This is a genomic window from Streptomyces sp. NPDC005004, from assembly GCF_053600675.1.
Genome location: NZ_JBSGAH010000020.1, coordinates 1 through 21549, shown reverse-complemented (window position 1 = coordinate 21549; position 21549 = coordinate 1). Strand labels below are relative to the sequence as shown.

Genomic DNA, 21549 nt, shown 5'->3' with positions numbered 1-21549 from the left:
CGCTCCTATGCTGGGACTTCCGGGTCGTCGACGTCTCGCCCACCGCACGGTCGTGTCCCAGGTGCTTGGAGGCAGCCCATGCCCCGTTCGCCCGTACGTACGCGCCGGGGGGTGACCGCCGCTCTGGCCGCCGTGGCGCTCGCCCTGCCGCTCACCGCCGCTCCGGCGGGAGCCGCCCCGCTGTTCGCACCGGCCGCCGCGCCCAGCCCCTCCCCGTCGGACAGCGCCGGCAGTGGGGTGCGCGAGCTGACGCCCGAGGTGGCGGACCAACTGGACGATGCCGTGCGCAAGGTGATGGACGAGGCGCGGGTTCCGGGGGTGACGGTCGGCATCTGGACGCCGGACGAGGGCAGTTACGTCCGCTCCTTCGGGGTGGCCGACAAGAGCGACGGGCGCCGGATGGCCCCGGACCTGTACACCCGGATCGGCAGCGAGACCAAGACGTTCACGGTGACCGCGCTGCTCCAGCTCGTGGACCAGGGCAAGGTCTCGCTGGACGACCCGATCGCGAAGTACATCGGCGGTGTCCCCGACGGCGACCGGATCACCTTGCGGCAACTGGCCGGGATGCGCAGCGGCCTGTACAACTACTCGGACGACCCGGAGTTCTTCAAGGCGCTGACCTCCGATCCGCAGCGCTCCTTCACCCCGCGCGAGCTGCTGGACTACGCCTTCAAGCACCCGCCGCTCTTCGAGCCGGGGCAGAAGTTCGACTACTCCAACACCAATCTGATCCTGCTCGGCCTGGTCGTGGAGCAGCGAAGCGGCCGGCAGCTCGGGGACTACATCCGGGAGAACGTCCTGGACCCTGCCGGGATGAAGCGGACGTCGTTCCCGTCCGGCGCGGAGTTCCCGAAGCCGCATCCGCAGGGGTACACGAACCAGACGGCCGACGGGAAGGTCCAGGAGACGGCGGGCTGGAACCCGTCCTGGGGCTGGGCGGCGGGCGCGATGGTCTCCACGCTGGACGATCTGCGGGTGTGGGCGCCCACGGTGGCGACCGGTGTACTCCCCGACGGCAGACGGATGCTCGACGCCTCCACGCAGCGCCAGCGGCTGGTGACCCCGCCGACGGGCGTGCCGGGGGCGGGGTACGGGCTCGGCATCTTCGACGTGCGCGGCTGGATCGGTCACAACGGCTCGCTGCCGGGGTACGAGTCGCTCACCGTCTATCTGCCGTCGGCGCGGACGACGCTGGTGGTGCTGCTGAACACCGACATCGACCACGACGGTCAGGAGCCGAGCACGCTGTTCGGCCAGGCGATCACGCGGATCATCTCCCCGGGGCACGTCTTCGACCTCCCCGCGCAACCCGCGGCGCGCTGAGCCGGGAGCGCTGAGCCGGAGCGGGGAGCCGCCGTAGCCGGAAGCAGGCCGGCGGGGCCCCGACCGGTCCCCCGCTCCGGTCGTGCCCCGCCGACCGTCGAATCTACGCGCGGCGCGCGGCGGTGGCCATCGCGTCCGTGCCCGGTCCGGGTCGGGGACCACTCACTCGTGCACAGGCGCGTCCGCTTGGTCCCCGTTCGAACCGTCGTGCGGCGGCGGGCGGAGGTCGCCGCAGGCCAGATGGGCGAGGACCACCTCGTACAGATCGGTGCCGCCGGCCAGCAACTGCCGTTCCAGGACGGGTTCGGCGGCCCGTACGTGCTCGCGCACGGTCTGCGGGTGGACGCCCCGTTCGCGGGCGGCGCGTTCGGCGTTGGCCCCGGCGGCGATCCAGGCGCGCAGGGTGCCGCGCAGGTCCCGGCCGTCGTCGTCGAGGCGGCCGAGCAGGGTGTGGGCCCACTCGCGCAGCGCGGGCGAGCCGAGCAGTCCGCCCAGTCCGGCGGGCGTGCGAAGCCGGGCGGCGGGGTCGTACGGGCCGTGCGCGGCCTCGGTGACGAGGGCGAGACGTACGGCGGCGCGTGCGGTGAGGTCGGTCAGGTCGGTGCCGAGCAGGGCGGCGACGCGGTCCATGCGGGCGCGGACGGTGTTGCGGCTGACGCCGAGCACCTTGGCCGCGTTGACGGCGGTGAAGTCGAGGCCGAGCCGGGTGGTGGCGAGGAGTTCGGCGCGGATGTGGTGGGGCAGGGTGTCGAGGGGGCGGAGCAGGGCGGCGGACCACGCGCGCAGAGCGGCGGGGTCCAACAGCCGCTCGGGGTGGGTGCGTTCGGCGTAGACGGCGCTGCGGTCGGGCCGGTGGCGGGCGACGGCGAGGGCGCTGACGGCCTGTCCGTAGGCGGTGGCGGTGCGGGCGAGGCGCTGGCGGGTGCTGCCGCCGAGGTAGACGCCGGGGCGGTCGCCGAGGAGGGCGCGCAGCCGCTGCCCGGCGGCGGGCGCGGGGCTGACGACGATGACGTGGCCGTCCATGGCGGGGCAGCGCACGACGAGCGCGCCGCCCTCGGTGGCCCGGGCGCAGCCCTCGGCGAGGGCGTCGCGTTCGGCGGGGGACGCCTCGACGACGTAGACGCGGGCGGTGTCCTGTTCGAGCAGGCCGGGCCAGAGTCCGGCGGCGACGCGGCGGGCGGAGACGACCTCCTCGACCATGAGCAGTTGCAGGATCGCGAGCCGCAGGTCGGCGGAGGCGCGGCGCAACCGGTGTCCAGCGTCGGCGAGTTCGGCCTCGCGCAGCAGGAGGGCGAGGACGGTGGCGGTGCGGTGGACGATCTCGGCGGCGCGGCGGTCGAAGGGTTCGGCGCGGGCCACGGCCAGGGCGGCGCCGGTGGTCGTGGTGAGCCGGATGTGGCGGCCGTTCTCCGCCAGGGCGGCAGAGGAGAGACCGCCCCGGGCGACGCGGCCGACGAGCGCGGCGTCGAGCGGCAGGGGGTCGCCCGCGAGGACGGTGCCGTGCGCGTCCTGGAGGCTGACCGAGGCGTGGACGGTCCGGGCGAGCCATGCGACGACGCGGCGGGGGTCGCGGGCGGCGGGGCGGAGCTGGTCGAGCAGTTGCTCCGCCCAGGGGGCGTCGGTGCCGTACGGCTCCCGGGGGCCGTCGGCTGCTCGGGCGGCCACGTCGCTTCGCTCCTCATATCGCTGCTGACCTCGGGTTTCGTCGGTGGACGTTACCCGAAGCGCGGGCGTGTGACGCCTGTGTGTGCCGCAGAACACGGCGCGGTCGGCCCCGCGCGGGCGGGGTGCGCGTGCGGAGCGCGGGGACGGCATAAGCTCGGCGGATGGCGAAGTATTACGACGTGCATCCCGAGAACCCGCAGCCGCGCGCCGTCGCGCAGATCGCCGACGCGGTCCGGTCGGGGGCGCTGATCGCGTATCCCACGGACTCCTGTTACGCGCTGGGCTGCCAACTGGGCAGCAAGGACGGCATGGAGCGCATCCGCTCCATCCGCCATCTGGACGACCGGCACCATTTCACGCTGATGTGCCGGGACTTCGCGCAGCTCGGACAGTTCGTGCAGATCGACAACGACGTGTTCCGCGCGATCAAGGCGGCCACGCCCGGGAGTTACACCTTCATCCTGCCGGCGACGCGTGAGGTGCCGCGCAAGTTGCTGCATCCGAAGAAGCGGACGGTGGGGGTGCGTATCCCGGACCATGTGGTGACGCAGGCGCTGCTGGCGGAGCTGGGCGAGCCGCTGGTGTCCAGCACGCTGCTGCTGCCGGACGAGGCGGAGCCGCCGACGCAGGGCTGGGAGATCAAGGACCGGCTCGACCACGTGGTGGACGTGGTGGTGGACTCCGGGGAGTGCGGCACGGAGCCGACGACGGTGGTGGACTTCTCCGGCGGGGAGCCGGAGATCGTGCGCCGGGGCGCGGGGGACGTGTCGCTGTTCGAGTGAGGCGGCGGGGGCCGGGCGCTCCCTCGCGGATCTTGCGTGGCAGCATGAGCGGCGAGGGGCGCCGGGGCATCCCGCCGGGCGCCGGTGACGCCAGGAGGCTTCAAGCGATGACCGCCGTCGAGGGCACGAACGTGGAGATCCCGACGAAGGACGGCGTCGCCGACGCCTATCTCGTCCACCCCGCGGACGGCCGGCCGCACCCGGGCGTCCTGTTCTACCAGGACGCCTACGGACTGCGGCCCCGGCTGCGGGAGATGGCGGACCGGCTGGCCGCCGAGGGGTACACGGTCCTGGTGCCGAACGTGTTCTACCGCTCGGGCCGGGCGCCGGTCGTGGAGCTGCCCGAGTTCATCGACCCGGGCGCCGATCCGTCCATCTGGCAGCGCCTCGGCCCGCTCGTCGGCTCCCTGACGCCGGAGCAGGCGGAGCGCGACGCGGACGCCTTCCTGGACCGGATGGCCACCGACCCGCTGGTCGCGGACGGTCCGGTCGCCCTGGTCGGCTACTGCATGGGCGCCCGCCTGGTGCTCCGCACCGCGGCCACCCACCCGGACCGCGTCGCCGCGGGCGCGGGCTTCCACGGCGGCAACCTGGCGACCGAGGAACCGGACAGCCCCCACCTCGGCGCCGACGACATCACCGCGGAGCTGTACTTCGGCCACGCCGACCAGGACCACTCCCTGCCCCGGGAACAGATCGACCGCCTCGACGACGCCCTCACCAGGGCGGGCGTCCGCCACACCGCCGAGGTCTACCCGGGCGCCACCCACGGCTACACCCAGTCCGACACGTCGGCCTACGACGAGGAGGCCGCCGAACGCCACTGGCGTGCCCTGCTGGACCTGCTGCGCCGGACGTTCTGACACCGGGCCGGCCACGGACCATCCGATACCGGCCGGCCCCGCACGCCCCGTAGGGTGCCGCGATGGACCTCACCTTGCGGCGCTTCGCCTGCTCCGAGACCGACGCCCTCGTGGACTTCCTCACCGGCGACACCTGGCCGTTCCACGCCTCGGCCACGCCCGGCCGGGACGAGGTCCGGCGGTGGATCGCCGAGGGCGGGTTCGACGGCGAGGAGAACCGGACCTTCTGGATCACGGTGGGCGACGACACGGCAGGGCTCGTCCGCCTGACGGAACTCACCGACGACACCCCGATGTTCGACCTCCGTGTCCGGTCCCCTTGGCGTGGCAAGGGTGTCGGCGGCGCCGCCCTGACCTGGCTCACTCGCCACCTGTTCGAGCAGTTCCCGCGCGTCCGGCGCATCGAGGGCACCACCCGGCAGGACAACGCGGCGATGCGGCGCGCCTTCCGCCGGTGCGGGTATGCCAAGGAGGCGCACTACCGGGACGCGTGGCCGGGAGCCGACGGCTCGGTGCACGACGCGGTCGGGTACGCGATCCTCCGGCGGGACTGGGAGAACGGCAGCCTGACGGTGCCTCGGTGGGACGACGAGGGCATGATCACGGAACGTGTCCGGCCGGAGTAATTGACAGTCCCCCGTTCCGCCAGCACTCTGAGAGCGCTCTCATGCAGGTACGGACCAATTTCCGTTCCGCCCCGATCCCCACACGGAGGTGGAGAGTTGACTCGAAGAATCCCGCGGTTCGCGACGAGCGCGGCGGCTGTGGCCGCCATGGTCGGCGGGGTGGTCGTGTTCGGCGCGCCGCAGCACGCCAGTGCGGCGGTGCCGGACACGATCCCGCTCCAGATCACCAACAACTCGGGCCGGGGTGACCAGGTCTACATCTACGACCTGGGCACCCAGTTGTCCTCGGGACGCCAGGGCTGGGCCGACGCGAACGGCGGCTTCCACGCCTGGCCCGCGGGCGGCAACCCGCCGACCCCGGCGCCCGACGCCTCGATCGCCGGGCCAGGACCCGGCCAGACCGCCACGATCCGGATACCGAAGTTCTCCGGCCGGATCTACTTCTCCTACGGCAAGAAGCTCGACTTCCGGCTCACCACCGGCGGTCTGGTGCAGCCGGCCGTGCAGAACCCCTCGGACCCCAACCGCGACACCCTGTTCAGCTGGTCCGAGTACACGCTCAACGACGGCGGTCTGTGGCTCAACAGCACGCAGGTCGACATGTTCTCGGCGCCGTACGCGGTCGGGGTCAAGCGTGGTGACGGGTCGACCGTCACCACGGGCCACCTCAAGTCCGGCGGCTACACGAACGTGCTGAACACACTGCGCGGCAAGTCCGGTTGGTCCGGTCTGGTCCAGACCCGCTCGGACGGCACCGTGCTGCGCGCGCTCTCCCCGCTGTACGGCGTGGAGACCGGGGCGCTGCCCTCCAACGTGATGGACGACTACGTCAACCGGGTCTGGCAGAAGTACTCCTCGCAGACCCTGACCGTCACGCCGTTCACGGACCAGCCGGGTACCAAGTACTTCGGGCGGGTTTCGGGCAACGTCATGAACTTCACCAACTCCTCCGGCGCGGTCGTGACCAGCTTCCAGAAGCCGGACGCGGGCAGCATCTTCGGCTGCCACAACCTGCTGGACGCGCCCAACGACCAGGTACGGGGCCCCATCTCCCGTACGCTGTGCGCCGGTTACAACCGCTCCACCCTGCTCACCAACCCCAACCAGCCGGACTCCTCGGACGCCGGTTTCTACCAGGACGGGGTGACGAACCAGTACGCCAAGGCCATTCACTCCCAGATGGCCGACGGCAAGGCGTACGCGTTCGCGTTCGACGACGTCGGCAACCACGAGTCGCTCGTCAACGACGGCAACCCGCAGACGGCGTACCTCACGCTCGACCCGCTGAGCTGAGCGCACACGACCCGCACACGACGCGGCCCCCGCACACGGAAGGTTCCGTGTGCGGGGGCCGCGTCGCGCTGTGCGGAGGTCAGCTCGTCGTGAGGGCGGTGTCGTCCACGACGAAGCTGGTCTGGAGCGAGGAGTCCTCGACCCCGTTGAACTTCAGGGTGACCGTCTGGCCCGCCAGCGAGGACAGGTCGAAGGTCTTCTGGGTGTAGCCCGAGGCCTTGTTGAGGTTCGAGTACGTCGCCAGCGTGGTCGAACCGGCGGTCACCGTCAGCTTGTCGTACTGCGTGCTGGTGGTGGTCTCCGCCGAGTCGACGTGCAGCCAGAAGGTGAGCGACGCCTTGCAGCCCGCGGGGATCGTCACCGACTGGGACAGCGTGTCGGTGTGCGAGGAGCCGTAGCCGTCGAGCCACGCCTTGTACGAACCGCCGTGACTGGCCTGCCCGCTGTCGGTGGTGATGACGCCGCTGCTCGCGGTCCAGCCGGTATTGCCCGATTCGAAGCCGGGGTTGGCCAGGAGCTGGGTCGAGGAGCAGCCGCCGCCGGTGGCGCTGACCGTCCAGGAGAAGGCGGCGGTGCCGGTCTTGCCCGCCGAGTCGGTCACCGTGACGGTGGTGTTGGAGGTGCCCGCGGTGGTGGGCGTTCCGGAGATCACACCGGTGGAGCTGTTGATGGACAGTCCGGCGGGGAGCCCCGAGGCGCTGTAGCTGAGCGCGCCACTGTTGGTGCTGCTCGCCTGGATCTGGAGGCTGACCGCCTTGCCCACGGTGGCGGACTGGCTGCCCGGGTTGGTGACGGTCACTCCGTCGGCGGGCGGGTTGATGTGGCCGCCCACGTTGATCCCGGCGAAGGCGTTGCCGACGGCGGCGTACTCGGCGGAGTTGGCGCCGTAGAGCGCGGTGGCCGCGTTCAGGGCGGCGGTGCGGGCGGCGGCGTAGTTGGTGCTGGACGTCATGTACGTCGTCAGCGCCTTGTACCAGATCTGGAGCGCCTTGGCCCGGCCGATCCCGGTGACGGCGACGCCGTCGGAGGTCGGGCTGTTGTAGGTCACGCCGTTGATGACCTTGGTGCCGCTGCCCTCGGAGAGCAGGTAGAACATGTGGTTCGCCGGACCCGAGGAGTAGTGCACGTCGAGGCCGCCGAGGCTGGAGGACCAACTGTCCTTGGACGCGCCGTCCTTGCTCGGCTTGTCCATGTAACGCAGCGGCGTGCCGTCGCCGTTGATGTCGATCTTCTCGCCGATGAGGTAGTCACCGGGGTCGCTCGTGTTGTTGGCGTAGAACTCCACGCCGGTGCCGAAGATGTCGGAGGTCGCCTCGTTCAGCCCGCCCGACTCACCGGTGTAGTTGAGCCCGGCGGTGTTGGAGGTGACACCGTGGCTCATCTCGTGGCCCGCGACGTCCAGCGAGGTGAGCGGGTCGTTGTTACCCGTGCCGTCGCCGTAGGTCATGCAGAAGCAGGAGTCGTCCCAGAACGCGTTCACGTACGCGTTGCCGTAGTGCGCGCGGGAGTAGGCGCCGACACCGTCGTTCTTGATGCCGCTGCGGCCGAACGTGTTCTTGTAGAAGTCCCAGGTCTCCTGGGCACCGTAGGCGGCGTCCGCGCCGGCCGTGGCGGCGTTGGACGTCGTGCCGTTGCCCCAGGTGTCGCTGGTCTGGGAGAACAGGGTGCCGGTGCCGGAGGTGCCGTGGTTCAGGTTGTACGTCTTGTGGCCGCCGCGCGTGCTGTCGGTGAGGGTGTAGTTGGAGCCCGACTGCGCCGTGGTCAGCGTCACCTGACCGCTGTACTGGGTGTTGCCGATACCGGTCTGGATCGCCTGGTAGCGGTACAGCTCCTTGCCGGTGGTGGCGTCGGTGATGACGTGCAGCTTGCTGGGCGTGCCGTCGTCCTGGAAGCCGCCGATCACGGACTCCCAGGCGAGCTTCGGGGTGCCGGAGCCGGCCCAGATCACCTTGCGCGCGCTGTCGGCGGCGGGCTTGTCCGCCTTCAGGGACTTGGCGGCCTTGAGCGCCGTCGACTGCGCGGCGGACTTGGTGACGGCCGCGGTGGTGGAGGCGACCTTGATGGTCCGCTTGTTGTTGAAGGTGGTGCTCACCGTGCCCTTGGCCAGGGAGGCGGGCGGGGTGTGCACCACGAGGTCGCCGCCGAGGACCGGCAGGCCCGCGTAGGTGCGCTCGTAACGGGTGTGCACGGTGCCGTCGTTGTCCTTGACGACGTCCCGGACGACCAGCTTCTCCTTGGCGCCGAGGCCGAGGGTGCGGGCGGTTTGGGCGGTGCCGTCCTTGGCGCTCTTGAGAAGCGCGGCGTGCTGGGCGGGGGTGAGCTTGGCCTCCAGGCCGCCGGTGCGCAGCGGGCTGGGGTGGGGGGCGGCGGGCCGGGCTGCCGCGGGGTTCGCCTGGATGCCGACGGCCAGGAAGGCCGCGGTGGAGACCAGGGCGGCTCCGACCGTGGCGCCTCTGCGGGAAAGGCGTCCGTGGGGAAGGCGTCTCACTCGTACTCCTCCTGCTGCGGCCGCCGGGGGCGCGGCCGGTGACAGACCGGACAGACGGATGTGCTGCCCGGGCGAGCTGAGCTGTGCGGGACCGTGCTGTGCGACGAGACGTGAAGCGTGAAGAGCGTGGGAAGGATGTGCGTACCGGGCGAGAATGGCACCGTTGACCAGCACATGTCATCCACGGCGAGGGCAACCTAGGGTTTTCCCTAGGGCTCGCAAAGCGCCCGTAACACGCCGGTGATCCTCAAACCTCTGTCGGCAAAGCCTCTGTGACGGCTCGTCAAAGAAATGGCAAGACGGGCGGGGGAGGAACGACGGTCAGGCGCGGCGCGCGGGGACGGTCAGGCGCGGCGCGCGGCCGGGGACTGCGCGAGGCGCCGCAGGGCCTCCTCGGAGGAGCTGCCGGGCCGGGCCGTCCAGACGACGATGTGCTGGTCGGGCGCGGTGGAGCTGGTCAGCGTGTCCCAGTCGAGGACGAGGATGCCGGCCACGGGGTGGCGGAACACCTTGCTCCCGGAGCCCTGGACGGCGACCTCGCGCGCCTGCCACCAGCGCTGGAAGTCGCTGTAGGCGGACATCCGGGCCAGCAGCGCGCGCAGCCGGGGGTCGTCGGGACGGCGCGCGGTGTGCATCCGCAGATACACCACGCAGGCCCGCGCCCCGGCACGCCAGTCGTCGTAGCGGGCGCGCATCTCGGGGTCGGAGAAGAGCAGCCAGACGTAGTTGCGGTCCCGCTCGGGGTGCCGGCCGAAGTCGGTGAACAGGGCGGCGGCGAGCCGGTTCCACGCGAGCACGTCCATGGTCCCGGACAGCACCAGGGCGGGGGACGCGGTGAGCTGGTCCAGCAGCCTGCGGGTGTGCGGGGCGACGGCGCGGCCCGGCCCCGGGGGTGGATCGAACGGCGGCCGTCCGGCCAGCCCGAACAGATGGGCGCGCTGGTCGCCGGTGAGCCGCAGGGCGCGGGCGAGCGCGTCGAGGACGGGCGCCGAGGCCCGCATCCGTCCCTGCTCGACCCGGGTGTAGTAGTCGGTGCTGATCGACGCCAGCCGGGCGACCTCCTCGCGGCGCAGGCCCGCCACCCGGCGCGGGGTGCCGGTGTCGGGCAGCCCCACCTGCGCCGGGTCCAGCTCGGCCCGCCGGGACCGCAGATAGCTGCCCAGCTCCTTCGGGTCGCCGCTGACGCCGCTCATGTCTCCAGTGTGGCAGCGCCGGGCGCGGGACGCGGGGTCGGCGGGAAGCGGCCCCCGGAGCCCGTGACCGACCCGCGCGCCAGTTTTCCGATCACACTGTTGTCACATTCAACTGCGAGAATCGGCTCGTTCCCGGCCGAACGGGTCGGAGCGCTCTCCGAGTGCCGTACGAGTGGTGGAGGAGGCCGTGACGTCCATGTCGCGTCCGCTGCGCAAGCTGGGGTTTCTGACGATCGGGCTGTTCGACCCGGCGGACCCCGCCCGGGGTCACACGGACACGCTGGAGATCATCGAGCTGGGCGAACGGCTGGGCTTCGACAGCGCCTGGGTGCGGCACCGGCACCTCCAGCACGGCATCTCGTCGCCGGTCGCCGTGCTGGCGGCCGCCTCGCAGCGCACCCGGCGCATCGAGCTGGGCACGGCGGTGATCCCGCTGGGCTGGGAGAACCCGCTGCGCCTCGCCGAGGATCTGGCCACGGTGGACGTGCTCTCCGGCGGCCGTCTCAACGCCGGGATCAGCGTGGGGCCGCCGATCCACTACGACCAGGTCAAGGAGGCGCTCTATCCGGTCTCCGCCGAGGCGGAGGACTTCGGGTACGGGCGGGTGCGGCGGCTGCTCGACTTCGTCGCGGGTGAGCCGGCCACGGACTTCAAGGGCGCCGAGGGCTTCGAGGAGTACTCCGACGTCGTCCAGCCGCACTCCCCCGGTCTCGCCCGGCGCATGTGGTACGGCGGCGGCAGCCTGGCCTCGGCGCGCTGGGCCGGTGAGCAGGGCATGAACCTGCTCACCAGCAGCGTCGTGAAGGCCGAGGTCCCGGACGCGCCGCTGGACTTCGCGGCGATCCAGCTCGCCCAGATCCGGGAGTTCCGCGCGCGGCACCCCGAGGGGGACGCCGCCCGGGTCTCCCAGGGCCTGGTGGTGATCCCGACCGACTCCGCGACTGCCGAACAGCGCGCGAGATACGCCGAGTTCGCCGCCGCCCGGCTGCCCCGCACGGCCTCGCCGCAGGGTCCGGCGCGGCTGCTGTTCGCGCCGGACCTGGTGGGAACCAGCGGGGAGATCGCCGAGCGCCTTGACGCGCACGCCGCGTTCCGCGAGGTGGACGAGGTCGCGTTCGCGCTGCCGTTCACCTTCCGGCACGAGGACTACGTACAGATCCTCACCGACATCGCGACGAAACTCGCTCCGGCGCTGGGGCGCCCGGCGCCGGACCTCCCGGCCGGCGGCTGATCACCAGCGACCGGGTTCCGTACCCGTCAGCGCCTCGGACGGCCTGCCGTCCACCCCGACCGGCACGTCGCCCGCGAGCATCACCCGGTGCATGATCCGGGGGTGATCGAGGTGGGCGTTGTCGCTGGGCGCGAGGTGGACGGTGGCCCGGTTGTCCCAGAAGGCGACGCTGCCCGGCTCCCAGCGGAAGCGGACGGTGTATTCGGGCCGTACGACCTGCTCCATGAGCATCTGGAGCAGGGCGGCGCTCTCGGGGCGGGAGACGTCCTCGATCTGCTCGACGTAGTAGCCGTTGACGAAGAGCACCCGCTCGCCGGTCTCCGGGTGGACGCGGACCAGCGGGTGCACGGAGGCCACCTGGTGGTCCAGGAGACGGCGGAGGTAGGCGTCGTCGCCCGGGCGGGGCTGGTAGCCGACGCCGAGCCGGTGTTCGGCGCGCAGACCGTCCACGAAGGCGCGTACCGGCGCGGACAGGCCCGCGTAGGCGGCGGCCAGGTTGGCCCAGGTGGTGTCGCCGCCGTAGGGCGGCACGGTCTCGGCGCGCAGGACGGTGGCGGCGGGCGGGTCGACGCGGGCGCCGTGGTCGCAGTGCCAGCCGCGCAGCAGGGTGTGCCGGCGGCGGCGCAGCCACTCGTCCTGCTCCATGCCGAAGCGGCCGCCGAGCTCCAGCCGGTCGGCGGTGGTCTCCACCTCGGGGTGGCCCTCCGGCGAGGCGCCGCCCCGGCGGCCGAGGACGACCGGCTCACCGAAGCGGCGGGCGAAGGCGACGTGCGCGGCGTGGTCGAGGTGCTGGTCGCGGAAGAACACCACCTTCCAGCGCAGCATCGCCTCCCTGATCAGCTCCGCCACCGCGTCGTCCAGCGGCGCGGCGAGGTCCACGCCGGTGATCTCGGCGCCGATGTGCCCGGCCACGGGCAGGAGCTGCACGCCCTTGACCGGGTCCACCGCGTTGTCCGTCGTCATGTGCCGCTCCCTGGCCTTCGTCCGTGGTCCCGGGGTGATCGTGTCAGCCGGACGCCCTTTCTGGCGACAGTGCCCGGGGATACGGTGTCCGGGCACGACTGCGGCTCCGGCACGGGTATTCCGCCGCGCCCTTCGAGACGCACGACGAATGACACGTCTTACGTCGCCCTCGAAGGCGCAATGGGCGACATCTACCGCAAACTCTCTTTTACTTCCTCCACGCCACCCAACGCACCGAAAAGCAACCGCCGACGCAGCCCCCGGAGGCCCATTTACCCAGCGATTACTGGCCAGTTGACCTCAGGGTTTCGTGGTAGTGTCCTTGCCCGAAGGGACAGAGCAACTTGAAAGGGAAATCGTGAACACGGAGAAAATCGCCGCTCGCCGCCTCTCCTGGGAAGAAGTGACGAAGCTCGGCGTGAAGGACAAGCTCTTCGTTTCCGCCGACACGGCAGAACTCAAGCTTCCCGGCTGCTATGTCCCCGCTTTTCTGACCAAGTCCGGTGAGGATTTCGAGGGCGGCTCGATAACGGCGAGGACCGTATTCCAGGAAGAGGTCTCCTGCCTTCCCGACGACGAGGACGAAGCCGGGATCTACCTGGCCGACGAGAACGGCCCGGCGACCATCGAGGTTCTCCAGTCCGCCGGCGTCGTGCTGGACCTGGCGCTTTTCGTCCCCGGCGGGGACAAGGGAGCCCTCTCGGCCCTTTACGCCGCGGCCCGGCAGGCGTTCGGCGCCGACGTCGTGCAGATCTGGCGCCAGGGCCTCAAGGAGGTTCCCGACGTCAAGGTCGACATCTTCGAGGAGCAGATTCCCCGGGGGCGCAAGGGGGGCGACAGCCCCAAGCGTGACCGTCGCGCGATCGACACCTACCCCACCCGTGCGGACTTCATCGAATTCACCGCGGGCTGGAAGCCGGTCGTCGAGGTGCACCGGCCGGTTGTCGACGACACCCCGACCATCTGAGGCGGCGTCCCCTCTCTCCCGGTCCGGGGGAATGGCGAAGCACCGTTCCATCCGATGATCTCGCGTGACAGCCCGCCTGGCCAAGATCGAGGCCGGCGGGCTTCACCCGTTTCGCGGCGACCCCCGGAGGCGCTGTTCCGCCTCAAAGGAGTATCCGCGCGGTCATCCCTGGGCGCGGGCGGCTCGCAGCGCGGCCAGCGCCCGGTCGGCGTGGGTGTTCATGCGCAGTTCGCTGCGGACGATCTCCAGGACGGTGCGGTCGGGCCCGATGACGAAGGTGGCCCGCTTGGTGGGGGCGAGCGAGAAGCCCCGCTTCACGCCGAAGCGCTCGCGGACCGTGCCGTCCGCGTCGGAGAGCAGCGGCATCCCGAGGGTGTGCTTGTCGGCGAACTCCCGCTGCCGGTCGACCTCGTCGCCGCTGACGCCGACGGGACGCGCTCCCGCCTCCGCGAACTCGGCGGCGAGGTCGCGGAAGTGGCACGCCTCGGCGGTGCAGCCGGGGGTGAGGGCGGCCGGGTAGAAGAAGAGCACCACGGGGCCGTCCGCGAGCAGGTCGCTCAGTCGGCGGGTGACGCCGGTCTCGTCGGGGAGTTCGAAGTCCTCGACGGTGTCGCCGATCCGGATCTCGGTGCTCATGCGCGTCCCTCCCCGGCACGGGCGGCGACACCCCGGGCCCACAGCACCAGCGGCACCTGGAGGGGCAGCCGGGCGAGGGCGGCGTTGCGCTGCGGAGCGGGACGGTTCCGCCAGTCCACGGCCATCTGCACGTTGGCGGGGAACACCCCGACGAAGAACGCGGCGGCGGCCTTCGCCGCCACGGGCCGGGTGCGGCGCGCGGCGATCCCCGCGGCGAGGGCGAGTTCGACGGCTCCGCTGCCGTACGTCCAGGCCCGGCGGGAGCCGGGCAACGCCTTCGGGATGGTCGCGTCGAACGGGCGCGGGGCGGCGAAGTGGGCGACCCCGGCGGCGGCCAGGAGACCGGCCAGCAGCAGGGGTGAGCGTTCGGACCGGGGCATGGTGCCTCCTCCAGGTGACCTGACGCCGGATATTACTGCACGGTAGTCACTGCGCGGATCACGGGGCACCGCGTGGGGTCACCCGGCGCGGGCCGTTCGGGGGAAACCGCGCCCTGACGTGCGTGGAAGCGCCTCCTGCGGTCGAGATCTTCAGCCGTGACCACCCTGCCCCTCGTCGCGCCGATGCTCGCCTCTCCAGGCACGCTGCCGCCCCCGGCGCAGGACCACCGATGGGCGTACGAGACCAAGCAGGACGGCCAGCGGGTGATGGTGTACCTGCCCGGCGACGGCACGGTGCGGCTGCGCGCCCGCTCGGGCGAGGACATCACCGCCGCCTACCCTGAACTCGCCCCGCTCGCAACGGCGTTGGGCTCCACCCCGGCCGTGCTGGACGGCGAGGTGCTGGCGCTGGACGAACAGGGCCGGGCCGACTTCCAGTTGCTCCAGGGCCGGATGGGCCTCGCCCACTCCCCCGCGCTCGCGGCCCGCAGGGCCGGTCAGGTGCCGGTCCATCTGGCGCTGTTCGACGTGCCCTTCCTGAGCGCCCCGCTCCTGCGCACGCCCTACGCGCGGCGGCGGACTGCGCTGGAGGACCTGGGACTCGACGGGCCCCACTGGTCGGTGCCGGGCGCGGTGGTGGGGCACGGCGCCGAGGCGCTGCGCACGACCCGCGAGCACGGTCTTGAGGGGGTGGTCTGCAAGCGGCTGGACTCGGCGTACGAGCCGGGGGTCCGCTCCCGCGCCTGGATCAAGATCCGCAATCAGCGCAGCGCTGACGTGATCGTGGGCGGCTGGCTGCCCGGCAAGGGACGCCTGACGGGACTGCCCGGCGCGGTGCTCCTCGGTCAGCGCGGCGGCGGGCGGCTACGGTACGCGGGCCGGGTGGGCACCGGCTGGAGCGAGGCGGAACGCGTCGAACTGGCCGCGCTGCTGTCGGAGTTGGCGAGCAGCCAGTGCCCCTTCGACCCGGCACCGAGGATCACGGAGGCGCGCTGGGTGCTGCCCCGGCTGGTCGGCGAGGTCGGCTACAGCACCCGCACCCGCGCGGGACTGCTGCGTCAGCCGACGTGGCTGCGGATGCGCCCGGACCTGACACCAGAGGAGTCGGCGGCGGATGTGCCGGAGGGCACCGACTGAGGCGAAGGGTGTTCCTTCGGCCAGGGTTCACCGATGGGACACCCGGGGTGACACGGGAGCGCACACCTGTGCCAGGATGCTGAACTCCCTTACCCCCCAACCGAGTTGGAGACTCAGTGGCTTCGTTCACGTCCCCACGGAGACGCGGCGGATGGCTGGCCGCGCTCACCGGCGCCGCCACGCTCGTGCTCGCCACCCCCGCCTTCGCCGCCGGCGGCCCGCCGCAGGCCCTGCCGCAGAACGCCGAGGCCGACGAGCTCAAGTACCAGCCCGCCTTCGACTACGACACCGACGGCTGCTACTCGACCCCGGCGATAGGCCCCGACGGCACGATCAACCCGGGCCTGAACCCGACCGGCGCGCTCAACGGCAACTGCCACGACGCGTCCGACCTGGACAACACCAACAGCTACTCGCGCTACAAGTGCAACAACGGCTGGTGCGGCTACCTGTACACGCTGTACTTCGAGAAGGACCAGGCGCTGCCCGGCATCAGCCTCGGCGGCCACCGCAACGACTGGGAGCACGTGGCCGTCTGGGTGCAGGACGGCCAGGTGAAGTACGTCTCGACGTCCAACCACGGCAAGTTCACCGTGCACCCCGTCTCCGAGGTCCGCTTCGAGGGCACGCATGCCAAGGCCGTCTACCACAAGGACGGCATCAGCACCCACTGCTTCAGGCTGGCCAACTCCAACGACGAGCCGCCGGAGAACGACAAGCACACCTGGCAGTACCCGCCGCTCGTCGGCTGGAACGGCTACCCGCCGGGGCTGCGCGACAAGCTCAGCTCCTACGACTTCGGGAGCGCCAACTTCCCGCTGAAGGACGCCAGTTTCGCCTCGCACCTCACCGCGGCGAAGCCGTCCGGGATTCCGTTCGACCCGAACGCCTGACAGACCGGGGGCGGTTCACCGCTGCCGGTGAACCGCCCCTCGTGACGGCTGTTGTCCGTGAGAAGTGCTCAGGCGCCGCCGGGCTCGGCCTGCTCCCTGAGGAAGGCGGCCAGTTCGTGCGCGAGGCTCGCTGCCCCGGCGCTCGCGGCGGTCGCGGTCGGCTGCGTCTCGGTGATCCCCACGCCCCCGGTCCACAGCCGGCGGTCGGCCCACTCCTCCTCCACGCGCGGCTGCACCTGGACGTCGACGTGGGTGAGGGCGGTCTCGGGTGCCGCCGCGCACAGGACGGCGGTGGCCCGGCGCAGCGGGTGGATGTCGAAGCCCTCGATGAACTGGGAGTTGCGCCAGTCGATGAAGGCGCCCTCGCCGTCGGGGCCGACGCGGACGTCGATCTGGCCGTCCTCGAGCTGCACGCCGTAGGGCCGCGTGCCGCGGTTCTCGAAGGTCACCCGGAGACCGAAGTAGGTGAGCCCGGCGGCGGCGTCGTCGCGCCCACGCGGCGGCTCGGTGCGCTCCAGGCGGTGGACGCGGACCCGCAGACCGGCGAAGTCCTCGTACTCCTGCCAGTCACCGACCACGTTCGGCTCGTACACGGTTCCCCTCTCGACCATCCGGGAGCTGCTGTCTATCTGTGGGCCGAGCGCACTGTCAAATAAGCGGAATACGGCGTGGCCTGGCGGTTCGCCCGGTTTGATCGGTGATCAAGCCCTGCGCAGGAGGAACGGCATGGGAGGGGGTTCCATGCCGATGGCATCGCGTGCCGCACATCACGTCCGGGCCCGGCCGACACGCCGCGCGGCCAGGCCCGGCTCCGGTCAGCGCACCAGCCGGCCGAGCAGTGAGGAGGCGGCCGCGATGCCGAGGACGGCGGCCAGCGCGAGCACGCCGAAGTCGGCCGGAAGGTGGGCCGGCGTGCCGAGCAGCAGTCCGCGCAGGGCGTCCACCTGATAGCTGAGCGGGTTCACCCGACTGACGGCCTGGAGCCAGCCCGGCATCACCGAGACGGGGTAGAGGGCGTTGGAGCCGAAGAAGAGCGGCATGGTGATCGCCTGACCGAAGCCCATCAGCCGGTCTCGGCTGAGCACGATGCCCGCGATGGTCATGGACAGACACGAGAAGAACACGGCGCCGAGGATCACGGCGACGGCGACCCCTAGCAGCTTCAGCGGGTTCCAGGTCAGGGCGACCCCGAGCAGGGCGGCGATCACGATCACGACGACGGCCTGGATCAGCGACTTCACCCCGGCGGCGAACGCCTTGCCGGTGATCAGCGCCGAACGCGGGGTGGGCGTGACGAGCAGCTTGTCCAGGGTGCCCGCGTCACGCTCCCAGATGATCTGGATGCCGTAGAAGATCGCGATGAACATCGCGGACTGGGCGATGATGCCGGGCGCCAGGAAGTCGATGTACGGGATGCCCCCGGTGGGGATCGCCCGGATACGGGTGAAGGTCTGGCCGAAGATCAGCAGCCAGAGAGCGGGCTGCACGGCGCGCGTGTACAGCTCGGTGCGGTCGTGGCGCAGCTTCTGCAGCTCGACGGCGCACATCGCGGCCACCCGGGTGGGCAGCAGCAGGAGGCCGGATCGCGGGCGGGGCGGCCCGCTCGGCGCGGGGACGCGCTCAGCCGACTCGGCGCGCGGTGCGGCGGGTGCTCCGGACATCGCGGAAATCTCCTCCCGTTCGGTCGTCGAGACCGCTTCCGGCGACGTCCCGGAAGACGTCCTCCAGCGTGGGCACCGGGTCGGTGCCCAGGCGTTCGGCCAAACCCCGGCGCAGCTCGGCGGGGGTGCCGAGGGCGCGGACGCGGCCGTGGTGCATGAGGCCGACCCGGTCGCAGTACTGGTCGGCCTCGTCCATGTAGTGGGTGGTGAGCAGGACCGTCATGCCGGTGGCGGCGCGTACGGAGTCGATGTGCTCCCAGACGCCGGTGCGGGCGATGGGGTCGAGTCCGATGGTGGGTTCGTCGAGGATGAGCAGCCGGGGCTCGCTGACCAGGGCCTGGGCGAGTTCGAGGCGGCGGACCATGCCGCCGGAGTAGGTGCCGGCGAGCCGGTCGGCGGCGTCGCTCAGGCCGACGGCGTCCAGGGCGTGGGCGACGCGCTCGGCCCGCTCGCGGCGCGGCACGTCGAAGACGCGGGCGAAGAGGACGACGTTCTCGCGTCCGGTCAGCCCGCTGTCGGCCGAGAGCCGCTGGGGGACGTAGCCGATCACGCGCCGTACGTCCATGCGCTCCCGGGCCGCGTCGTGCCCGAAGACGCGGACGGCACCGGCGGGGACCGGCAGCAGGGTGGTGATGCAGCGGATGGCGGTGGTCTTGCCCGCGCCGTTGGGCCCGAGCAGCCCGAACACCTCGCCCTCGCGGACGGTCAGGTCGAGCCCGTCGACGGCTCGGGTGCCGCCGAAGGCGTAGGTCAGTCCGGTGCAGTTCACGGCCGCGCCGGGGGCGGCCGGGTCGTCGCTCACCATGGTTCCTCGGTCTCCCCCGGGGCCTGCCGGTCCGCGCCGGTGCCCTCGGATTCCTCGTGCAGGGCGGTGGCCAGCCTGCGCAGCGCGGGGAGCGCGGCGCGCAGCGCCTCGCGGTCGTCGGTGTCGAGGGCGGCCACCTGCCGGCCGACCAGTTCGGCGCGACGGCGGCGCCACTCCCCCAGCCGTCCGGACGCGGCCGGGGTGAGCCGCAGCCGGGCGGCGCGGCGGTCGGCGGGGTCGGTCTCGCGGAGCAGAAAGCCCTCCCGGACCAGCCGGTTGACCAGGGTGGACACGGAGTTCCCGGCCAGGTGCAGGGCGCGGGCGGCCTCCGAGACGCCAAGGCCCGGCCGCTCCTCGACCAGCCGCAGCAGCTCGACCTCGGCCCCGCGCAGCCGGGGCGCGGCGAGCCCGGCGCGCAGCCGCCGCCGGATCAGCCGCTGGACACCCACCAGCGTGTCGGCCAGCTCCTCCGGGAAGGCGTCGGGTTGCGCCTTTTTCTCTGTCACTCCTGGAGATTACCTCTGCTACAGAGGTAATGGAGTCAAGGACCGGTCAAGCACTTCGCACCGTTTGGCGGCTTGTGTACATACTTGTTTTGGTTTGCCGGACTTCGGGAAGGCGGACCCCATGTGCCCCGGAGGGCACCCCCGTGACCCAGCACCCGCTGAGAGAAGTGCGCAATGCCTGTCACTGGCAGCACGAAGACTCACCCCCATGACGACGCCCCCGACACGGCGAAAGCCTTCGAGCGGCTCGCGGCGATGCCCGACGGACCACGGCGCCGGGCACTGCGGGACGAGCTGGTGCGGCTGTGGCTGCCCATGGCCGAGCGGATCGCGGTGCGTTTCCGCGGGCGCGGCGAGTCGCTGGAGGATCTCTACCAGGTGGCGGCGCTCGGTCTGGTGAAGGCGGTCGACCACTACGACCCCGAACGCGGCCGCGCCTTCGAGGCGTACGCGGTCCCGACCATCACCGGCGAGATCAAGCGGCACTTCCGTGACCACATGTGGACGCTGCACGTCCCCCGGCGCGTACAGGACCTGCGCAACCGGGTCCGCGTCGCGTGGAAGGAGCTTGCCCAGACCACCTCGGGCCGCGCCCCCACGGTAGAGGAGATCGCCGAGCGCACCGGTCTCACCGAGGACGAGGTGCGCACCGGCATGGAGGCGCTGGAGTGCTTCTCCGCTCTCTCCCTGGACGCCGAGGTGGCCGGCACCGAGGGCTTCGCGCTCGGCGACTGTCTCGGGGAGCCGGACCCCGGGTTCGACCTGGTCGTGGACCGGGTGGCGGTCACCCCGTTCCTCGCCGCGCTGCCGGAGCGCGAGCGCACCATCCTCTATCTGCGGTTCTTCCGGGGCATGACCCAGAGCCGTATCGCCGACCAGCTGGGGATCTCGCAGATGCACGTGTCCCGGCTGCTGACGGGCTGCTTCGACCGGCTGCGCGAGGAACTGCTCGCGGAAACGGGCTGAGACGGACGCCGGACCGGAAGCGGGCCGAGCGGAGGCGGGCGCCGATCCGCCCCGCGATTTCACCCCTTCGGGCCTCCCCCGTCACCCCCTCCCTTCGCTTTCTTTCACTCGTTCGGACTACCCGCCCCTGGTCTCACCGCGCTCGCCTGCAGCCGTGGGACGGCAGTGCCGGACACCCCTGCCTGCCCGGGCCGCGCGGGGGTACTCGGGAGGCAATCGACACCCGTCCGGCCGGACACTGGTGCGGACCGGTGGCCGCCCGGCCCCGAGAGCAGGACGCGACTGCCATGAATCACGACACAGCCGTCAGCGGTGAACCGAGGAAGCGGAACGACGCCCCCTCGACGCATTCCTTCTTCGGCGCGCCCTGCTGGGTGAGCCTGACCAGCCGCGACCTGCAGGCCACGGAGGAGTTCTACACGGCCGTGCTCGGCTGGAGCTGGCGCGAGGCGGAGCTGGGCGACCGGTTCCGGGTCGCGCTCGCGGGCGGGGTGCCGGTGGCCGGAATCGCCGCCGTGGCCGGCATGTGGCAGACGGCGGTGGCCTGGACGCCGTACTTCGCGGTGCCGGACGCGGACGTGGCGGTGTCGCGGGCGCGCGAGCGCGGCGGCACGGCGGCGGTGGGTCCGCTGTCCTTCCCGCCGGGCCGCGCCGCCCTGCTGGCCGACCGCGACGGCGCCACCTTCGGCGTCTGGCAGGGCAAGCTGGTCTCCAACTGGGAGACCTGGCGTCGCTCGGCCCCCACCTTCATCCGGCTGCACACCCGCAACGCCTTCGACGCGGCGATCTTCTACGGCGAGGTGCTGGACTGGGCGACCGGGGCGCCGGGCTGCTGCGAGGTGGAGTACGAGGGCGGCGAGGTGGTGCTGCGCAGCCAGGGCGACGTGGTGGCGCGCATCGACTCGGGCGCGGTGGAGGCGGCGCCCGACCCCTCCGTGCGGCCGCACTGGCAGGTCCACTTCGCGGTGCCCGACGTGGCCCGCTGCGCGCGCGGTGCCGAGAAGCACGGCGGCAGCGTGCTGAGCGAGCAGGCGACCGAGGCCGTGCTGCGCGACCCGGACGGGGCGCAGTTCACGGTGACCTCGCGCGACCCCCGTAGCTGACGCGCACACAGGAAGGGGCGCCCACCGGCCGGGCGGGAGATCGTTAGAGCAGACGTGTGGACTCC

Annotated in this window: 21 protein-coding genes; 11 read left to right on the top strand and 10 right to left on the bottom strand. The window is 71.9% G+C overall.

Annotated features, from left to right (window positions below; translation table 11 throughout):
* Positions 1 to 78 precede the first annotated feature (78 nt).
* Positions 79 to 1326 (top strand): serine hydrolase domain-containing protein, encoded by a 1248-nt coding sequence (locus ACWEEU_RS25035; RefSeq protein ID WP_451735058.1) that lies wholly within the window; start codon positions 79 to 81, stop codon positions 1324 to 1326.
* 162 nt (positions 1327 to 1488) lie between these two features.
* On the opposite strand, the gene ACWEEU_RS25030 is transcribed toward ACWEEU_RS25035, so the two are convergent.
* On the bottom strand, positions 1489 to 2991 hold the full coding sequence (locus ACWEEU_RS25030) for a helix-turn-helix domain-containing protein (protein ID WP_385748079.1): 1503 nt from the start codon (positions 2989 to 2991) through the stop codon (positions 1489 to 1491).
* 161 nt (positions 2992 to 3152) lie between these two features.
* On the opposite strand from ACWEEU_RS25030, the gene ACWEEU_RS25025 reads away from it, so the two are divergent.
* From ACWEEU_RS25025 to ACWEEU_RS25010, 4 genes are all read left to right on the top strand, one after another.
* Positions 3153 to 3773: an L-threonylcarbamoyladenylate synthase gene (locus tag ACWEEU_RS25025; protein WP_385748081.1), complete on the top strand. Its 621-nt coding sequence runs from the start codon at positions 3153 to 3155 to the stop codon at positions 3771 to 3773.
* A gap of 107 nt (positions 3774 to 3880) precedes the next feature.
* The gene (locus ACWEEU_RS25020; protein ID WP_451735056.1) at positions 3881 to 4636 is read left to right on the top strand and encodes a dienelactone hydrolase family protein; all 756 of its coding nucleotides are present in this window, start codon (positions 3881 to 3883) and stop codon (positions 4634 to 4636) included.
* Positions 4637 to 4698: 62 nt separating this feature from the next.
* The gene (locus tag ACWEEU_RS25015) at positions 4699 to 5262 is read left to right on the top strand and encodes a GNAT family N-acetyltransferase (protein WP_385748085.1); all 564 of its coding nucleotides are present in this window, start codon (positions 4699 to 4701) and stop codon (positions 5260 to 5262) included.
* 147 nt (positions 5263 to 5409) lie between these two features.
* The gene (locus ACWEEU_RS25010) at positions 5410 to 6555 is read left to right on the top strand and encodes a glycoside hydrolase family 64 protein (RefSeq protein WP_385748089.1); all 1146 of its coding nucleotides are present in this window, start codon (positions 5410 to 5412) and stop codon (positions 6553 to 6555) included.
* Between the two features lie 79 nt (positions 6556 to 6634).
* Here the strand turns inward: ACWEEU_RS25010 and ACWEEU_RS25005 are convergent, their stop codons facing one another.
* Positions 6635 to 9043 (bottom strand): M4 family metallopeptidase, encoded by a 2409-nt coding sequence (locus ACWEEU_RS25005; protein WP_385749416.1) that lies wholly within the window; start codon positions 9041 to 9043, stop codon positions 6635 to 6637.
* Positions 9044 to 9387: 344 nt separating this feature from the next.
* Positions 9388 to 10236: a helix-turn-helix domain-containing protein gene (locus ACWEEU_RS25000; RefSeq protein ID WP_451735054.1), complete on the bottom strand. Its 849-nt coding sequence runs from the start codon at positions 10234 to 10236 to the stop codon at positions 9388 to 9390.
* Positions 10237 to 10423: 187 nt separating this feature from the next.
* On the opposite strand from ACWEEU_RS25000, the gene ACWEEU_RS24995 reads away from it, so the two are divergent.
* On the top strand, positions 10424 to 11467 hold the full coding sequence (locus ACWEEU_RS24995) for an LLM class flavin-dependent oxidoreductase (RefSeq protein ID WP_451735052.1): 1044 nt from the start codon (positions 10424 to 10426) through the stop codon (positions 11465 to 11467).
* Here ACWEEU_RS24995 and ACWEEU_RS24990 read toward each other — a convergent pair whose 3' ends face one another.
* On the bottom strand, positions 11468 to 12430 hold the full coding sequence (locus ACWEEU_RS24990; RefSeq protein ID WP_451735050.1) for a TauD/TfdA dioxygenase family protein: 963 nt from the start codon (positions 12428 to 12430) through the stop codon (positions 11468 to 11470).
* A 358-nt stretch (positions 12431 to 12788) separates the two neighbouring features.
* Between ACWEEU_RS24990 and ACWEEU_RS24985 the strand changes: the two genes are divergently transcribed.
* The gene (locus ACWEEU_RS24985; protein WP_451735049.1) at positions 12789 to 13397 is read left to right on the top strand and encodes a hypothetical protein; all 609 of its coding nucleotides are present in this window, start codon (positions 12789 to 12791) and stop codon (positions 13395 to 13397) included.
* Positions 13398 to 13559: 162 nt separating this feature from the next.
* Here the strand turns inward: ACWEEU_RS24985 and ACWEEU_RS24980 are convergent, their stop codons facing one another.
* A complete protein-coding gene (locus ACWEEU_RS24980) occupies positions 13560 to 14033 on the bottom strand; it encodes a peroxiredoxin (RefSeq protein WP_451735047.1) in 474 nt (157 codons plus the stop codon).
* A complete protein-coding gene (locus ACWEEU_RS24975) occupies positions 14030 to 14413 on the bottom strand; it encodes a DoxX family protein (RefSeq protein ID WP_451735045.1) in 384 nt (127 codons plus the stop codon). Before ACWEEU_RS24975 ends, ACWEEU_RS24980 begins: the two co-directional genes overlap by 4 nt.
* Positions 14414 to 14596: 183 nt before the next feature.
* On the opposite strand from ACWEEU_RS24975, the gene ACWEEU_RS24970 reads away from it, so the two are divergent.
* Positions 14597 to 15550 (top strand): ATP-dependent DNA ligase, encoded by a 954-nt coding sequence (locus ACWEEU_RS24970; RefSeq protein ID WP_451735157.1) that lies wholly within the window; start codon positions 14597 to 14599, stop codon positions 15548 to 15550.
* Positions 15551 to 15666: 116 nt separating this feature from the next.
* On the top strand, positions 15667 to 16443 hold the full coding sequence (locus ACWEEU_RS24965) for an NPP1 family protein (RefSeq protein ID WP_385749398.1): 777 nt from the start codon (positions 15667 to 15669) through the stop codon (positions 16441 to 16443).
* Positions 16444 to 16511: 68 nt separating this feature from the next.
* Here the strand turns inward: ACWEEU_RS24965 and ACWEEU_RS24960 are convergent, their stop codons facing one another.
* From ACWEEU_RS24960 to ACWEEU_RS24945, 4 genes are all read right to left on the bottom strand, one after another.
* Positions 16512 to 17036: a hypothetical protein gene (locus ACWEEU_RS24960; protein ID WP_451735043.1), complete on the bottom strand. Its 525-nt coding sequence runs from the start codon at positions 17034 to 17036 to the stop codon at positions 16512 to 16514.
* A gap of 222 nt (positions 17037 to 17258) precedes the next feature.
* The gene (locus ACWEEU_RS24955; protein WP_385749394.1) at positions 17259 to 18104 is read right to left on the bottom strand and encodes an ABC transporter permease; all 846 of its coding nucleotides are present in this window, start codon (positions 18102 to 18104) and stop codon (positions 17259 to 17261) included.
* Entirely contained in the window at positions 18064 to 18909 is an 846-nt protein-coding gene (locus tag ACWEEU_RS24950) for an ABC transporter ATP-binding protein (RefSeq protein WP_451735041.1), read from the bottom strand. The genes ACWEEU_RS24955 and ACWEEU_RS24950 overlap by 41 nt, the downstream gene beginning before the upstream one ends.
* A complete protein-coding gene (locus tag ACWEEU_RS24945; RefSeq protein ID WP_385749391.1) occupies positions 18903 to 19415 on the bottom strand; it encodes a MarR family winged helix-turn-helix transcriptional regulator in 513 nt (170 codons plus the stop codon). Before ACWEEU_RS24945 ends, ACWEEU_RS24950 begins: the two co-directional genes overlap by 7 nt.
* Positions 19416 to 19589: 174 nt before the next feature.
* On the opposite strand from ACWEEU_RS24945, the gene ACWEEU_RS24940 reads away from it, so the two are divergent.
* Both ACWEEU_RS24940 and ACWEEU_RS24935 read left to right on the top strand, forming a co-directional pair.
* Positions 19590 to 20381 (top strand): RNA polymerase sigma factor SigF, encoded by a 792-nt coding sequence (locus tag ACWEEU_RS24940; RefSeq protein WP_385749389.1) that lies wholly within the window; start codon positions 19590 to 19592, stop codon positions 20379 to 20381.
* A 287-nt stretch (positions 20382 to 20668) separates the two neighbouring features.
* Entirely contained in the window at positions 20669 to 21484 is an 816-nt protein-coding gene (locus ACWEEU_RS24935; RefSeq protein ID WP_451735039.1) for a VOC family protein, read from the top strand.
* The last annotated feature ends 65 nt before the right edge of the window (positions 21485 to 21549 follow it).

Bases quoted from the DNA above. Each gene is read 5' to 3' on its own strand.
- ACWEEU_RS25035 (WP_451735058.1), top strand. From the start codon at position 79: ATGCCCCGTTCGCCCGTACGTACGCGCCGGGGGGTGACCGCCGCTCTG.
- ACWEEU_RS25025 (WP_385748081.1), top strand. From the start codon at position 3,153: ATGGCGAAGTATTACGACGTGCATCCCGAGAACCCGCAGCCGCGCGCC.
- ACWEEU_RS25020 (WP_451735056.1), top strand. From the start codon at position 3,881: ATGACCGCCGTCGAGGGCACGAACGTGGAGATCCCGACGAAGGACGGC.
- ACWEEU_RS25015 (WP_385748085.1), top strand. From the start codon at position 4,699: ATGGACCTCACCTTGCGGCGCTTCGCCTGCTCCGAGACCGACGCCCTC.
- ACWEEU_RS25010 (WP_385748089.1), top strand. From the start codon at position 5,410: ATGGTCGGCGGGGTGGTCGTGTTCGGCGCGCCGCAGCACGCCAGTGCG.
- ACWEEU_RS25000 (WP_451735054.1), bottom strand. From the start codon at position 10,236: ATGAGCGGCGTCAGCGGCGACCCGAAGGAGCTGGGCAGCTATCTGCGG.
- ACWEEU_RS24990 (WP_451735050.1), bottom strand. From the start codon at position 12,430: ATGACGACGGACAACGCGGTGGACCCGGTCAAGGGCGTGCAGCTCCTG.
- ACWEEU_RS24980 (WP_451735047.1), bottom strand. From the start codon at position 14,033: ATGAGCACCGAGATCCGGATCGGCGACACCGTCGAGGACTTCGAACTC.
- ACWEEU_RS24975 (WP_451735045.1), bottom strand. From the start codon at position 14,413: ATGCCCCGGTCCGAACGCTCACCCCTGCTGCTGGCCGGTCTCCTGGCC.
- ACWEEU_RS24970 (WP_451735157.1), top strand. From the start codon at position 14,597: ATGCTCGCCTCTCCAGGCACGCTGCCGCCCCCGGCGCAGGACCACCGA.
- ACWEEU_RS24955 (WP_385749394.1), bottom strand. From the start codon at position 18,104: ATGTCCGGAGCACCCGCCGCACCGCGCGCCGAGTCGGCTGAGCGCGTC.
- ACWEEU_RS24950 (WP_451735041.1), bottom strand. From the start codon at position 18,909: ATGGTGAGCGACGACCCGGCCGCCCCCGGCGCGGCCGTGAACTGCACC.
- ACWEEU_RS24940 (WP_385749389.1), top strand. From the start codon at position 19,590: ATGCCTGTCACTGGCAGCACGAAGACTCACCCCCATGACGACGCCCCC.
- ACWEEU_RS24935 (WP_451735039.1), top strand. From the start codon at position 20,669: ATGAATCACGACACAGCCGTCAGCGGTGAACCGAGGAAGCGGAACGAC.